This window comes from Halogranum roseipondis, assembly GCF_059695585.1.
This window is the reverse complement of record NZ_CM185235.1, coordinates 2,695,865-2,708,492: the sequence shown is the minus strand read 5'-3', so window position 1 is coordinate 2,708,492 and position 12,628 is coordinate 2,695,865. Positions and strand designations below refer to the sequence as shown.

Below are 12,628 nucleotides of genomic sequence, written 5' to 3'. Positions count from 1 at the left end.
TCATTAGCAAATATTAAGCCTCGGCATTTCTTAGCCGGGAGTGATGAGTGAACTCGTAGCGACGACACCCGGTCTATTCCCGCTCCCCGATTGGGCGAAAGACCGGCTGTCCGACCTGAAAGGCCACCAGAAGGGCGATCTGATCTCCGGCGACGAGAGCGACGACATCGTCGCGGCGTACGACGAGGCGCGCGAGGAGGTCGTCACCGACCAGCTCGACGCCGGCCTCGACCGCGTCGTCGAGGGACAGCTCCGCTGGGACGACAACCTCGCGCACCCGCTGACCGTCCACGACAACGTCGAGACGGGCGGTATCGTCCGCTACTACGACAACAACAACTTCTATCGCGACCCGCAGGTCACCGGTGAACTCACCTTCTCCGGCGACGTCGCCGCCGAACTCGAAAAGGCGACCGAGGCTACCGACGGTGAGGCTCCCCTCCAGGCCGTCCTCCCCGGTCCGTACTCGCTGGCGGACCTCGCGACCGACGAACACTACGGCGACGAGGCGGAGTTCCTCGACGCCGTCGGCGACTTCCTCGCCGGCGAGGTCGAGGCGTTCCCCGCCCACGAGACGCTGTTCCTGAACGAACCGTCGCTCGTCGAAAACGCACCCGGCGAAGACGTCGACGCCCTCGCGAGCGAGGTCATCGACCGCGTCGCCGACGCGACCGACGCGGACGTCGTCGTCAACAGCTACTGGGGCGCGCTCGACGAGAAGGTCTACGCGCACCTGATGGACGCCGACGTCGACGCCATCGGCTTCGACTTCGTCGCCGGCGACCGCGAACAGACGCTCTACAACATCAACGAGTACGGTACGAAATCGGACGTCGCCCTCGGCCTCGTCGACGGGCAGAACACGCTCGTCGAGTCGCCGGAGACGGTCCGCGAGCGCGTCGACTGGGTCCAAGAGCAGGTCGCCGCTCAAGAGTTCGACACCGTCTACGTCACGTCCAACACCGAGCTGTTCTACCTGCCGGTGAACAAGTATCAGGAGAAACTGGCCGTCCTGGCCGAGGCAGCGAGCCTCAACGAGGTGAAAGCATGAGTCGCAACCCCGAGAAGAACCGCGAGCAGTTCCGCCCCGAGAACCACGAGACCGACCACTTCCTGCTGACGACCGTCGTCGGCAGCTACCCCAAACCGAAGTGGCTGAACCGCGCGAAGGAACTCTCCGAAGACGAGGAGTCGAAGTTCACCGCCGAGCATCTCGAAGAGGCCTACGACGACGCCTGTGAGGTCATCACCCACGAACACGAGCGTGCCGGCCTCGACACCGTCGTCGACGGCGAGATGCGCCGAAACGAGATGGTCGAGTTCTTCGCCCACCGCATCGACGGCTACGAGTTCAACGGTCCGGTGAAAGTCTGGGGCCACAACTACTTCAACAAGCCGTCGGTCGCAGACGAGGTCGAGTACGACGAACCGTGGCTGGTCGACGAGTTCGAGTTCACGACGAACGTCGCCGAGAAGCCCGTCAAGGTACCCATCACGGGACCGTACACCCTCGCCAACTGGTCGTTCAACGAGGCCTACGAGACCGAGGAGGAACTCGCCTACGATCTGGCGGACCTCGTCAACGAGGAGATCGAGAAACTCGTCGAGGCGGGCGCGCGCTACATCCAGATCGACGAACCCGCCCTGGCGACGACGCCGGACGACCACGCCATCGTCGGCGAGTGTCTCGAACGCATCGTCAAGGACATCCCCGAGGAGATTCGCATCGGTCTCCACGTCTGTTACGGCGACTACTCGCGCATCTACCCCGAACTCAACGACTACCCCATCGACGAGTTCGACGTCGAACTCTGCAACGGCGACTACGAGCAGATCGACGTCTTCACCGAACCGGAGTTCGAGCCGGACCTCGCGCTCGGCGTCGTCGACGCCCACACCGCCGAAGTCGAACCCGTCGAGGAGATCAAGGAGAACATCCTGCAGGGGCTCAAAGTGGTGCCGCCGGAGAAACTCACCATCAGCCCGGACTGCGGGCTGAAGCTCCTCCCGCGTGACGTCGCCTACGGCAAGATGGAGAACATGGTGAAAGCCGCCCGCGAAGTCGAGCGGGAACTCGACGCCGGCGAGATCGACGTCGACGTGGCTGCGCCGAAGGCGGACTGAGCGCTCTCCTTCTCCTGCCCGGAGCTTTTTCTCCGGAGCGACGCAAGGCCGAACGCACCTATGAGCGACACGCTGGCCGACCGACTCGACGGCATCGTCCACGAAGAGACACAGGTCCACGACAGCGGCGTCGACCTGACGGTCGCCGAGATACACTCCATCGACGAACCGGGACGCGTCGACTTCGGTGGCGGTGAACTGACGGCGGCCGAGTCGTCGCCGGTCGAGACGGAGAAGCGTGACCCAGACGACGACTACGGCTGGTGGAATCTCGACGAGGGGCAGTATCTCCTCGTCTACAACGAGACGCTGACCGGGGTGAAAACCGCCGTCCTCCAGACCCGAACCGAGTTGCGTGATCGCGGGGCGTTCCACCCGACGCTGTTCACCGAGTCGCTCGGACGGATACCGCTGTCGGTACCGACCGGCGGGATCCGTCTCAAAGAGAACGCCCGCGTTTCGACGCTGCTTCCGTCGCCGTAGCAGCGTCGGAGCGTCACGACACGTCAGTTCGCAGGCTTGCTCGCCCGTATCGACAGCGTCATCGGCACGTCCGGTCCGTCGGGCAGTCGCCACCAGCCGTCGTCGCCCTCGACCATCTCCTCGACCCGCTGGTAGCTCGACTTCGGGAACTCGTGGAGGTGCTCGATGTCGAGACCGACACCCAGCAGTGCGTTGATCACGTCGCCGACGCCGTGGTTCCACTCGGAGACCGTCGTCTTTGACACTGTGTCGTCGGAGGCGTACGTCTCGTCGGTCTCGAACGTCATCGCCTCGTCCTGGAAGTACGGGTACGGGAGCTGTATCCAGTCGTCGTCGCCGACTTGTTCACTCATCCCGAAGACCGGATGGATCTCCGCGAGGTAGAACGTCCCGCCGGGCTTCAGGAACTGGTCGACGACGTCGGCCCAGCGCTCGAGGTCCGGGAGCCAGTAGAGGACGCCGTAGGAGGTGAAGACCACGTCGAACCGATCGTCGAGAGCGTCGGCGAGGTCGTACACGTCGCTCTCGACGAACCGTGCTCGCTCCTCGCTGATGCCGACCTCCTCCCGGAGCTCGCGGGCCGTCTCGATCGCTCTCGGCGAGAAGTCGACGCCGGTCACCGTCGCCCCCTCTCGCGCCCACGAGAGCGTGTCGAGGCCGAAGTGACACTGGAGGTGCAGTAGGTCGGTGCCGTCGCCGACGACGTCGGCGAGTTCCTCGCGTTCGAGGTCCATCAGCGTCGTCTCGCCCTCGAGAAACGACTCGACGTCGTAGAACTCCGTCCCGGGGTGGAGATCGGCCAACTCGTCCCAGTGGTCGCGGTTCGCGGACAGAGAGTCGTCCATACGCCGACTCGCACGCGCCGGCGACATGGCTCTTCTCCCTGCACGTCACACGTCCACACGCGACGTGGACGTTCACCGATACCGAACGACGCGTCTCAGTGCTCCGTCATCTGTCCAATCGACTCGCCCGCCACCGTCGTGCGGTCGGTTCCCACCTCGACGACGCCGACGGCGAGCAGCACGCCGCCGACGAGACCGAACAGAAAGACGCGAACCGCCGGAGAGAGCACACCCAGAACCGCGCTCCCGGCGACTGCGCCGCCGACGAACGCCGCCTGAACCGCGCCGACGGCCAGCAGCGCCCGTCTACGCGTCTCGGCGGCGTACAACCCGCCGACGGCGCACGTCTCTGCGGCCGCGTGACCGGCGAAGATCACCGCTCCGACGAGGCCGAACGCGAGTCCGGTCGTCGCCGCCGTGGCGAGTGCCGTACCCTCCAACACTCGGTGAAGGAGCACTGCACCGAACGTCGCGTCGGCACACCCCCCGAGACGACGCCTGCGAGCGACACCGACGGCGACTGCCACGCCGAGGAGCGCGCCGACGCTCGCGACGACTGTGTGCTCTGTGAACGCGACTGCGACGGCGCTCCCGCCGAGGACGACGAGCAGGACGCCGACGACGCGAACGAGCGTCTCGCGGCCGCTTGCCGACACGTAGCGAGCGACGGCGACGCCGCCGAGGAGACTCAGTCCGACCGCGAGCGCGACGACGACCCCGACCGACAGCGTCCCGTCGGCGACGGTCGCGGGTTCGTCGTGCGCCGCGACTGTCCCGACGAGGAGCGTCGCCGCCAGTGCAGTGGTCGACACCGCTCGTCGCACTGCGGTCGAGCCCAGACGCTCTGCGACGGTCGATCGGTCGCGGCGGTCGGCCACTCGTCGGTTCATCTCGTCTCCTCACCTCACCGCCACGGGTTCGACACCAGTTCGGCGGCGACGTCCTTCCCGACGGCGACGGTGCAGTCGCTCCGCGGTTCGGCGATACAGCAGAGCACGTAGCCCGCGTCGAGATGCCGCCGTTTGAGCGCCCGCGGCGGGCGACGATGAGCGACGTCACCCGACTCGACCCGGCCGGTACAGGTGGCACACGCGCCGGTCCGACAGCCGAACGGGACGGCGACGTCCGCACGCTCGGCCGCCTCCAGTATCGACTCGTCGACCGCGGCCTCGACGACCGCTTCGTCGCCGTCGGGCCACTGGAGGCGCACGTCCATCACAGCCAGACGTCGCTCGTGCAGTCGCCGTCGGGCCAGCGAATCTCGTGAGCGCGGGCCGGACCGTTCGGGAGGTCACCGAAGTCGACCATGAACTCCGGATCGAGCGTCATCGTCCCCTTCCGTGGGTCGACGTCGGCCTTCAACATCACCGACCCCTGCTCGCCCTCCTCGGGGTAGAACTGGTTGTCCCACGAGGAAAAGAGGGAGGTGGTCCAGTAGAGGCGCGTCCCGTCCAGCGAGAGTTGGATCATCTGCGGGCCGCCGAACACCTCGCGCTCGCCGTCGATGGGGGTGCGTGGGCCGAACAGCCCACCCGCCCACACCCGGTCGGCGAGTCGTGGGTTCGCCGGGTCCGAGACGTCGTACATCCGCACGTCGCCGTGGAGCCAGTTCGAGAAGAACAGATAGCGGTCGTCCATCGAGACGAGCAGGTCCGTGACGAGACCCGGGACGGGCATGTCCCAGTCGTCGTGCTCGCGTGGTTCGACGTCGATCACTTTGTCCGCGGCCCACTGTTCTCCGTCTCTGTGGACGTGGAAGACGTTCGAAGAGAGGGCGGCGCCGACGTAGGCGTGCGCCGCCTCGGGACTGTGCAGGAACCGCACTTCGAGCGGGATCTGTCCCTCCTCGCCGAGGTCGAGCGTCTGGGTCACCTCGTGGTTCTCCCAGTCCCAGATGTGGATGCGACGACCGTACTTTCCCTTCTCGACGTCTTCGAGGTCGAACCCGGGTAAGAAGGTCTTCGGCGCGGCCCACTCCGAGGAGATCATCACGTTGTGCCGGGGCTGATACCAGTAGTCGTAGTTCATCTGTATCTCGCCCGGCGGGTCCCACCGTCCGACGACGTCGAAGTCGTGGTCGAGTTCGAGGAAACCGCCCGGCAGGTCGCCGTCGGCGTTGCCGAGCATGCTGACGATGATCTTCCCCTCGGGGACGCAGTGAACCGTGTGTGGCGTCGAGAGGTCGTGTTCGAACACCTCCTCCGGTTCGATCACCTTCACGATCTCGGGGTTCCGACGGTCCTTCGTGTCGACGACGTGGAGTCGCGACGACCGGACGCCCGGGACCAGCAGGTAGCGCCGTTCGAGTCCCTCGACGTGACACGACGACGAACAGGCGTTCCAGCCGAAGTGGTGCAGTTCGTCGCCGCGGTTGGGCATCTCCAGTCGGTCGACGATCTCGCAGTACGTCTCCGAGTCGGGGTTCACGTCGACGACGGAGACGAAGTCCGGTGCGTCGACGTCGGTGCCGACGTAGAGACTCATCACGTAGGCGACCTCCTCGGGTTCCGACTCCTCGATGGCGGCCTGCGGAGTCGCGTAGCCGGGGCCCTCTACCCCGTGGTGCTCGTGGTGACTGTGCTCCGTCGCCGCGTGTGGTGAGTCAGCGTCACTCATGCTAGTAGTGGACGCGGGCAAACGGTATCGCTCTTTGTCTGTTCAGAACAGAACGTTCGTTTACCCGAAATGGGAACGGTCACCGCTCGAAGTGGGAACCCTCACGACCCGAAGCGACCGCTCAGACCGCCGGGCGACTCAGTTCGACCCCGTCGAGGGTTCTCGACGGCGCGTGCCGGCGGACGGACTGTGCACGTCGGCCGTTGGCTGCGATCTCCGCGACCTGCATCGTCGCCTCCAGTTCGTCGCCGGTGCCGAGTCCGAGTCTGTCGACGGCGGCGGCCGTCAGGAGCGTCGTGAACAACTCGCCGTCCGATCCCTCGAGGACGACGTGGGCGACGCTTCCGGTGTGGACGACCGACTGGACAGTTCCTCTCAGCCTGTTGTAGGACTCACTCGACATTTGTAGAGAGTGACGCTTCGGACGAAAATAAGCTTTCTCTCGCTGACGCTTCGCTGTCGGACGGGTGATAAAACGGAGAAGTCGCGTCGGAGTCGCGTTAGTGGTCTTCGTCTTCGTAGACCCAGACGGCCTCCGTCTGGTCCCAGTCGACGAGTTCCTCGTCGTCGAAGAACAGTTCGATCTCGCGTTCGTTCGCGCCCTCGTCCTCGTGGTCCGACCCGTGGATGACGTTCTGTCCGAGGTCGAGCCCGAGGTCACCGCGGATGGTGCCGGGTGCGGACTCGGCGGGGTCCGTCTCGCCCATCATCTGACGGACCTGTCGGGTCGCGTCTGCGCCCTCCCAGACCATCGCGAAGACGGGACCGGACGTGATGAAGTCGACGAGACCGTCGAAGAACGGCTTTCCCTCGTGCTCGCCGTAGTGTTCGTGGGCGAGCTCCTCGTCGATCTGCATGAACTTGCCGGCGACGAGCTTCAGACCGCGGTCCTCGAAGCGAGAGACGATTTCGCCGATGAGGCCGCGCTGGACGCCGTCGGGCTTGACCATCACGAAGGTGCGTTCGTCGTGGTGGCTCATTCACGCGCCCCCTGACGACCGCCCTCTTCGGTCCACTCGAGGTCGCGCGCTTCGCGACCGAGGTTGGTGTTCTTCTCGCACTTCGAGGAACAGAAGTGGATCACTGTACCGTCGGTGCGGACGAACATCGTCCCCGTGCCGGGTTCGATGTCGGCGCCGCAGTAGTCGCAGTCACGGTGCTGTGGCATGAGTTACTGCCCTCCGATGGAGTCGGCGTCGCGCTGGGTCTCGCGCAGCTGAAGGATGTCGCCCTCGCGCACGGGACCGAGCACGTTCCGCGTGATGATGCGGCCCTGGTTCGAGCCCTCGCGGATGCGGCACTTGACCTGCATGGCCTCGCCGTGCATCCCAGTCTTGCCAACGACCTCGATGACCTCGGCGGACGTCGAGTCGCTGGCGGTCTCTTCTGCGCTCATGGATGCTTACTGCAGGTCCTCGAGCTTACCGGCGATGTCCTCGACGTCGTCCGAGGCCTCGCCAGCGTCGACAATGGCCGCGGCGGCACTGCCGACTTCGAGACCGGACGCGTGGCCGATGTCGTCCTGGGTCTCGACGTAGATGAACGGGATGCCCTTCTCCTCACAGAGTTCGGGCAGGTGCATCACGATCTCTTCCGGCGAGACGTCCTCGGCGATGAAGACGAGGTCCGCGTTGCCGCGCTCGACGGCTTTCGTCGTCTCGTTCGTTCCTTTCTTTACACTACCTGTGTCTCGGGCGACCTCGAGCGCCTCGACGGCGCGTTCCTGAAGGTCGGCTGGGACTTCGAAATTGACGTAGACTGGCATGGTTGTTCACCTCTCCTGCTCGCGGGCTCGACTGCCTCGCCGACCCACCGAGAAACCTCAGCGGAAAGTGGTCGGTCCCTGACGGCGAGGAGTATCATCAACCCCGGGCAGGCTGTACACACGAGTTGTCTTCCACCCCATAAAAGCGCTTTCAAAGCGCCCACGCCGTGGCAGACCGGCGCACGGGGGCCACGGGTCGCGCCGAGACGCGTCGACCTCCCGTCGTCCGTCGCCGCCACCGACTTTATCTCTCTGCCAACCGATGGCACGGACATGTCTGCGAGATTCGACTACTCCGACCGCGTCGTCCTCGTCACCGGTGCCAGCGGCGCACTCGGCAGCGCCGTCGCGACGGCGTTCCGCGACGCCGGTGCGACGGTCGCCGCCAGCGACGTCGTCGACCCGAGCGACGAGGACGCTCACCTGGAGACGGGCGAGCGAATCCAGTTCTACCAGGGCGACTTCACCGACGAGTCCGACGTCGAACGCGTCCTCGACGAGGTCGTCGACGACCACGGCCGACTCGACTGTCTCCTCAACATCGCAGGGACGTGGAAAGGCGGCTCGCCCATCGACGAGACCGACGTCGACGAGTTCGACCTGCTGTTCGACGTCAACCTCAAGACGATGTTCCTGGCGTCGAAACACGCCCTCCCGCAGCTCCGGGAGACGGAGGGTGCGATCGTCTCGGTCTCGGCGCGCTCCTCGCTGGAGGGTGGGGAGGGCGACGGCCCGTATCGTGCCTCCAAGGCGGGCGTCCGCCTGCTGACGGAGACCATCGCCGAGGAGAACACCGGAACGGTCCGCGCCAACGCGGTGATGCCGAGCGTCATCGACACGCCGGCGAACCGCGAGATGATGGAGCCGAAAGACGAGTGGGTCGACCCCGAACGGATCGCGCGGGTGATGCTGTTTCTCTGTTCGGACGCCGCCGAGGTGACGAGTGGAGCCGCCGTCCCGGTGTACGGCGAGGCCTGACGCGCCGGACGCAGTCTCCCCTCCTGCGCCGCGCCGCGGCGAGCACCGCTCGTCGCCGACTGGTGGCGTCCGGAGCCGTACACTGATACCCACATTCGTCCATAAGCGAGCCCACTGACAGGTAGAAACTGGTCACTCGTCGGGAGAACTGGCGAACTAGGAGTTAATTCTCAACTCTCACTGCGTGTAACAGAATCACAAGCCGTGAGGCTTATCCGCCGTTCGGCAAACCAGTGGAACACACTCATGAGCGAACGTGAAACATGGGCCACGAGGGCAGGCTTCATCCTCGCGGCCGTCGGCAGCGCCGTCGGACTCGGGAACATCTGGCAGTTCCCGTTCAAAACTGCACAGTTCGGGGGATCGTCGTTCCTCGTCGTCTACCTCCTCGCCGTTCTCGGCATCGGACTCCCGGCGATCCTCGCGGAGTTCGTCATCGGCCGGAAGGCGAAGCTCAACACCATCGACGCCTTCGAGGAACTCGGCTACCGCAACTGGCGGATCGTCGGCGTCCTCGGGTTGGCGACCGGCTTCTGGATCCTGTCGTACTACAGCGTCGTCGGCGGCTGGGTCCTTCGCTACATCGCCGGCAGCGTCACCGGCGCGTACTTCGCCGACCCAGCGGCGTACTTCGGACAGGTCTCGATGGGTCTCGACGCGCTCGCGCTCCACGCGGTCTTCATGGCGCTCGTGATCGGCATCGTCGCCCTCGGTATCGAGGACGGCATCGAGAAGGCGACGAAACTGATGGTGCCGAGCATCGTCGTCATCCTGATCGCGCTCGCCATCTGGGCGTTCACGCTGCCGGGGGCGAGCGAGGGGTACACCTACTTCCTGTCGCCGGACTTCGGCGCGCTCGCCGCCAACTTCGGCGAGATCGTTCCGTTCGCCGTCGGGCAGGCGTTCTTCTCGCTGTCGCTCGGGATGGGTGCGATGATCACCTACGCCTCCTACATCGACGGCGACGAGAGCCTGTTCGGCGACAGTCTCACCATCGTCGTCCTCAACACGTTCGTCGGCGTCCTCGCCGGACTCGTCGTCCTGCCGCTGCTGTTCGCACAGGGGATCGACCCCAACACCAGCGGGGCCGGCGCCGTCTTCGTCAGCGTCGCGACGGCGTTCGCCGAACTGCCGGCCGGGAACGCACTCGGCTTCTTCTTCTTCGTCGTGGTGCTCATCGCGGCGCTCTCCAGCGCCATCAGCCTGCTCGAGGTGGTCGTCTCGTGGGCCGTCGACAACACGTCCTACAGTCGGCCCGTCATCGCCACCGGCCTCGGCGGCGTCATCTTCGCACTCGGTATCCCCTCGGCGTGGGATACGGCGTGGCTCACCTGGTTCGACACGCTCGCGTACCAGCTGCTGCTGCCGACCTCGGTGCTCGGCATCCTCGTCTTCGTCGGGTGGGTCTACGGCCGTCCGGCGCTCGCCGAACTGCTGAAGGGGAGCACCGCCAACGAGGGGCTCGGCCTGACGTGGCTCTGGACGGCCCGGACGGTCGTCATCGCGGGCGTCCTCGGCACCCTCCTGTTGGGGTTCCAGACGCTCTTCGTCGACGGAGCCATCGTCCCGCCCTTCTGAACGCGGCCTCCCGCCGACCGTCGGGTTACGGATCGTCACCGAACCCCGATTTTTGCCGGCCATCGGTTCGTGTAGCCGCCGTCTCGGCGTCGGAAAACCGTTATCATACCCGATTGACGGTTCCACGACTCGAAACGCACTTCAACCATAGTGGGCCAATGCATGACAATGACACGAGAAACGTGGGCGACGAGGATGGGTTTCATCCTCGCCGCCGTCGGCAGTGCCGTCGGCCTCGGGAACATCTGGCGGTTCCCGTGGGTCACAGCAGAGAACGGGGGGAGCGCCTTCCTCCTCGTCTATCTCGCGATCGTCGTCCTCGTCGGGGTGCCCGGCATCCTCGGCGAGTTCGTCATCGGCCGTCGCTCCGGGCGCAACCCGGTCGGTGCGCTCCGGGAACTCTCGGGGTCGCGGACGTGGGGGATCGTCGGGATGCTCAGCGTCCTCACTGGCGTCGCGCTGCTGTCGTTCTACAGCGTCGTCGGCGGCTGGATCCTCCGCTACTTCGTCGAGAGCCTCGTCGCACTCGGGACGGCCGGACCCGCGCCGTACTTCGCCGATCCCGGCCCCTACTACGACGGGATCGCCTTCACCACCGACGCCGTGCTCTACCACGTCGTCTTCCTCGCCCTGACGGCGCTCATCGTCTTCGCGGGTATCCGCAGAGGGATCGAGATCGGGACGAAGGTGATGATGCCCGCGATCCTCCTGCTGCTCGTCGGGCTCGCAGTCTGGGCCTCCCAACAGCCGAACGCCGCCGCTGGCTACGAGTTCTACCTCAGTTTCGACCTCGCGACGTTGCAGGCGAACTTCTTCGACGTGCTCGGTCCCGCGGCGGGACAGGCGCTGTTCACCCTCTCGCTCGGAGCGGGGACGATGGTCACCTACGCCTCCTATCTCGGCGACGATCGCTCGCTCCCGTTCGACGCGACGACCATCGCCGTCCTCAACACGTTCGTCGGCGTCCTCGCGGGACTCGTCGTCTTCCCGCTGCTGTTCTCCGTGACGGGTGAGGCCGGGGGGAGCGGTCCCGGCGCGCTGTTCGTCAGCATCGCCGGCGCGTTCGCCCGCCTCCCGGCGGGGACGCTCATCGCCACCGCCTTCTTCGGCGTCGTCACGCTCGCGGCGCTCTCCTCGTCGATCTCGATGCTGGAGATCCCCGTCGCCTTCCTCGTCGACGAGTTCGACCTCTCGCGTCCCGTCGCGGTCGGCGGCGTCGCCGGACTCGTCGTCGTGACCGGTGCCGTCAACGCCCTTCGGCCCGCCCTCTTCGGTTTCGTCGCCGGGCCGCTCGTCGACTCGCTCTTGACGATCGGTCTCATCACGTTCCTGCTGTTCGTCGGCTGGGTGCTCGGCGTCGACGCCATCGACGAGTTCCGACGAGGTGCCGGGAGTCTCGCGGACACGCTGGGGACGCCGTGGCTGCTCGCGGTCGGCGTCGCCATCCCCTTCTTCCTCGTCTTCACGCTTCTGTCGAGTCTGGGACTCGGTGGGATGGCCGCCAGTCTGGTCCCCGTCTCGAGCTTCTGGCTCACCGTCGTGATGACGGTCGTGCTGACCGTCGGCGCGTTCCTCGGGCTGCGCGGGTCGCGGTCGGTCGTCTGAGCAGTCGCTCGGCGAGTCGAGGAACTGAACTGTTCTCGCTTTTCAGACGCTCTCGCCGTCGACGACGCTGACGTCGTAGTGAGTCGCGTCCTCGGGGACGGTGACCGTCGCCCCGACGTCGCGTCGCTCGCCCGCCTCGACGGCCGACTCGTGGAGGTCGACCCGGCGGTCGAGCCTCCCGTCGTCGCCGTAGAACCCGACGCGGACCACGCCGTCGGCCGTCTCTCCGGCGTTGACGAGCGTCGTCACGAGGTCGACCTGTCGGCCGCCGTGGTCGCCGACGTCGACGACGGTCCCTCCCGACTCCAGCCGCGGTTCCGCGAGCGACAGCGTATCGCTACTGCCGGCACGCGAGTCGCGGAACTGCCGGACGCGGTTCTGCAGCGCCTCGGCCTGTCGGTCCGCGTCGCCCGAGAGACGCTCCCTGAGACCGAGAAGCGTGTTGTCGACGTCGTCGAGCAGCGAGTCGCGGCCGTCCTCCCGTCGCTCGTCGCCTCGCTCGCGCGACGCGTACTCGTCGAGTCGCGCCCGGACCTCGTCGAGTTCCGCGCGGACGTCGGCGTCGGCTTTCCGTTCGAGGCGGTCGAGTTCGTCGCTCATCGCGAGCAGCGGCGGCAGGTTGCGCTCCGACATG

At 66.2% G+C, this 12,628-nt stretch carries 16 protein-coding genes; 6 read left to right on the top strand and 10 right to left on the bottom strand.

Features of this window, described 5'->3' with window-relative positions:
* The first annotated feature begins 43 nt into the window (after nt 1-43).
* From EOHIBHHM_RS14195 to EOHIBHHM_RS14185, 3 genes are read left to right on the top strand one after another with little or no spacing between them, the layout of a single operon-like run.
* Nucleotides 44-1,051: a 5-methyltetrahydropteroyltriglutamate--homocysteine methyltransferase gene (locus tag EOHIBHHM_RS14195; RefSeq protein WP_497251666.1), complete on the top strand. Its 1,008-nt coding sequence runs from the start codon at nt 44-46 to the stop codon at nt 1,049-1,051.
* Complete coding sequence (locus EOHIBHHM_RS14190) at nt 1,048-2,124, top strand: methionine synthase (protein ID WP_497251664.1); 1,077 nt, start codon at nt 1,048-1,050, stop codon at nt 2,122-2,124. The genes EOHIBHHM_RS14195 and EOHIBHHM_RS14190 overlap by 4 nt, the downstream gene beginning before the upstream one ends.
* Before the next feature lie 60 nt (nt 2,125-2,184).
* Nucleotides 2,185-2,607, top strand: coding sequence for a dCTP deaminase/dUTPase family protein (locus tag EOHIBHHM_RS14185; RefSeq protein WP_497251662.1), 423 nt, complete (start codon nt 2,185-2,187; stop codon nt 2,605-2,607).
* A 23-nt stretch (nt 2,608-2,630) separates the two neighbouring features.
* Here EOHIBHHM_RS14185 and EOHIBHHM_RS14180 read toward each other — a convergent pair whose 3' ends face one another.
* The 9 genes from EOHIBHHM_RS14180 to rpl7ae all read right to left on the bottom strand — a co-directional run bounded on the left by EOHIBHHM_RS14180 (nt 2,631) and on the right by rpl7ae (nt 7,833).
* Nucleotides 2,631-3,452, bottom strand: a complete 822-nt coding sequence (locus EOHIBHHM_RS14180) for a class I SAM-dependent methyltransferase (RefSeq protein ID WP_497251660.1) — start codon at nt 3,450-3,452, stop codon at nt 2,631-2,633.
* A 95-nt stretch (nt 3,453-3,547) separates the two neighbouring features.
* A complete protein-coding gene (locus EOHIBHHM_RS14175; protein ID WP_497251658.1) occupies nt 3,548-4,342 on the bottom strand; it encodes a hypothetical protein in 795 nt (264 codons plus the stop codon).
* A gap of 14 nt (nt 4,343-4,356) precedes the next feature.
* On the bottom strand, nt 4,357-4,668 hold the full coding sequence (locus EOHIBHHM_RS14170; protein WP_497251656.1) for a 2Fe-2S iron-sulfur cluster-binding protein: 312 nt from the start codon (nt 4,666-4,668) through the stop codon (nt 4,357-4,359).
* The gene (locus EOHIBHHM_RS14165) at nt 4,668-6,068 is read right to left on the bottom strand and encodes a selenium-binding family protein (RefSeq protein ID WP_497251654.1); all 1,401 of its coding nucleotides are present in this window, start codon (nt 6,066-6,068) and stop codon (nt 4,668-4,670) included. The genes EOHIBHHM_RS14170 and EOHIBHHM_RS14165 overlap by 1 nt, the downstream gene beginning before the upstream one ends.
* 121 nt (nt 6,069-6,189) lie before the next feature.
* Nucleotides 6,190-6,540: a TOBE domain-containing protein gene (locus tag EOHIBHHM_RS14160; RefSeq protein WP_497257010.1), complete on the bottom strand. Its 351-nt coding sequence runs from the start codon at nt 6,538-6,540 to the stop codon at nt 6,190-6,192.
* Between the two features lie 28 nt (nt 6,541-6,568).
* Entirely contained in the window at nt 6,569-7,048 is a 480-nt protein-coding gene (gene ndk, locus EOHIBHHM_RS14155) for a nucleoside-diphosphate kinase (RefSeq protein WP_497251652.1), read from the bottom strand.
* Entirely contained in the window at nt 7,045-7,236 is a 192-nt protein-coding gene (locus EOHIBHHM_RS14150; RefSeq protein WP_497251650.1) for a 50S ribosomal protein L24e, read from the bottom strand. The genes ndk and EOHIBHHM_RS14150 overlap by 4 nt, the downstream gene beginning before the upstream one ends.
* Nucleotides 7,237-7,239: 3 nt before the next feature.
* A complete protein-coding gene (locus EOHIBHHM_RS14145; RefSeq protein WP_009374932.1) occupies nt 7,240-7,464 on the bottom strand; it encodes a 30S ribosomal protein S28e in 225 nt (74 codons plus the stop codon).
* A gap of 6 nt (nt 7,465-7,470) precedes the next feature.
* Entirely contained in the window at nt 7,471-7,833 is a 363-nt protein-coding gene (gene rpl7ae / locus EOHIBHHM_RS14140; RefSeq protein WP_089823535.1) for a 50S ribosomal protein L7Ae, read from the bottom strand.
* Between the two features lie 273 nt (nt 7,834-8,106).
* Here rpl7ae and EOHIBHHM_RS14135 point away from each other — a divergent pair, with 273 nt between their 5' ends.
* The 3 genes from EOHIBHHM_RS14135 to EOHIBHHM_RS14125 all read left to right on the top strand — a co-directional run bounded on the left by EOHIBHHM_RS14135 (nt 8,107) and on the right by EOHIBHHM_RS14125 (nt 11,994).
* Nucleotides 8,107-8,811: an SDR family oxidoreductase gene (locus tag EOHIBHHM_RS14135; protein ID WP_497251647.1), complete on the top strand. Its 705-nt coding sequence runs from the start codon at nt 8,107-8,109 to the stop codon at nt 8,809-8,811.
* Nucleotides 8,812-9,057: 246 nt separating this feature from the next.
* The gene (locus EOHIBHHM_RS14130) at nt 9,058-10,389 is read left to right on the top strand and encodes a sodium-dependent transporter (protein WP_497251645.1); all 1,332 of its coding nucleotides are present in this window, start codon (nt 9,058-9,060) and stop codon (nt 10,387-10,389) included.
* Nucleotides 10,390-10,557: 168 nt separating this feature from the next.
* Nucleotides 10,558-11,994, top strand: a complete 1,437-nt coding sequence (locus EOHIBHHM_RS14125) for a sodium-dependent transporter (RefSeq protein WP_497251643.1) — start codon at nt 10,558-10,560, stop codon at nt 11,992-11,994.
* A gap of 42 nt (nt 11,995-12,036) precedes the next feature.
* Here EOHIBHHM_RS14125 and EOHIBHHM_RS14120 read toward each other — a convergent pair whose 3' ends face one another.
* Entirely contained in the window at nt 12,037-12,627 is a 591-nt protein-coding gene (locus tag EOHIBHHM_RS14120; RefSeq protein WP_497251641.1) for a DUF7553 family protein, read from the bottom strand.
* Nucleotide 12,628 lies beyond the last annotated feature (1 nt).

Excerpts from the sequence above, each read along its gene's own strand:
- EOHIBHHM_RS14195 (WP_497251666.1), top strand. The coding sequence starts at position 44 with ATGAGTGAACTCGTAGCGACGACACCCGGTCTATTCCCGCTCCCCGAT.
- EOHIBHHM_RS14190 (WP_497251664.1), top strand. The coding sequence starts at position 1,048 with ATGAGTCGCAACCCCGAGAAGAACCGCGAGCAGTTCCGCCCCGAGAAC.
- EOHIBHHM_RS14185 (WP_497251662.1), top strand. The coding sequence starts at position 2,185 with ATGAGCGACACGCTGGCCGACCGACTCGACGGCATCGTCCACGAAGAG.
- EOHIBHHM_RS14180 (WP_497251660.1), bottom strand. The coding sequence starts at position 3,452 with ATGGACGACTCTCTGTCCGCGAACCGCGACCACTGGGACGAGTTGGCC.
- EOHIBHHM_RS14175 (WP_497251658.1), bottom strand. The coding sequence starts at position 4,342 with ATGAACCGACGAGTGGCCGACCGCCGCGACCGATCGACCGTCGCAGAG.
- EOHIBHHM_RS14170 (WP_497251656.1), bottom strand. The coding sequence starts at position 4,668 with ATGGACGTGCGCCTCCAGTGGCCCGACGGCGACGAAGCGGTCGTCGAG.
- EOHIBHHM_RS14165 (WP_497251654.1), bottom strand. The coding sequence starts at position 6,068 with ATGAGTGACGCTGACTCACCACACGCGGCGACGGAGCACAGTCACCAC.
- ndk (WP_497251652.1), bottom strand. The coding sequence starts at position 7,048 with ATGAGCCACCACGACGAACGCACCTTCGTGATGGTCAAGCCCGACGGC.
- EOHIBHHM_RS14150 (WP_497251650.1), bottom strand. The coding sequence starts at position 7,236 with ATGCCACAGCACCGTGACTGCGACTACTGCGGCGCCGACATCGAACCC.
- EOHIBHHM_RS14145 (WP_009374932.1), bottom strand. The coding sequence starts at position 7,464 with ATGAGCGCAGAAGAGACCGCCAGCGACTCGACGTCCGCCGAGGTCATC.
- rpl7ae (WP_089823535.1), bottom strand. The coding sequence starts at position 7,833 with ATGCCAGTCTACGTCAATTTCGAAGTCCCAGCCGACCTTCAGGAACGC.
- EOHIBHHM_RS14135 (WP_497251647.1), top strand. The coding sequence starts at position 8,107 with ATGTCTGCGAGATTCGACTACTCCGACCGCGTCGTCCTCGTCACCGGT.
- EOHIBHHM_RS14130 (WP_497251645.1), top strand. The coding sequence starts at position 9,058 with ATGAGCGAACGTGAAACATGGGCCACGAGGGCAGGCTTCATCCTCGCG.
- EOHIBHHM_RS14125 (WP_497251643.1), top strand. The coding sequence starts at position 10,558 with ATGACACGAGAAACGTGGGCGACGAGGATGGGTTTCATCCTCGCCGCC.
- EOHIBHHM_RS14120 (WP_497251641.1), bottom strand. The coding sequence starts at position 12,627 with ATGTCGGAGCGCAACCTGCCGCCGCTGCTCGCGATGAGCGACGAACTC.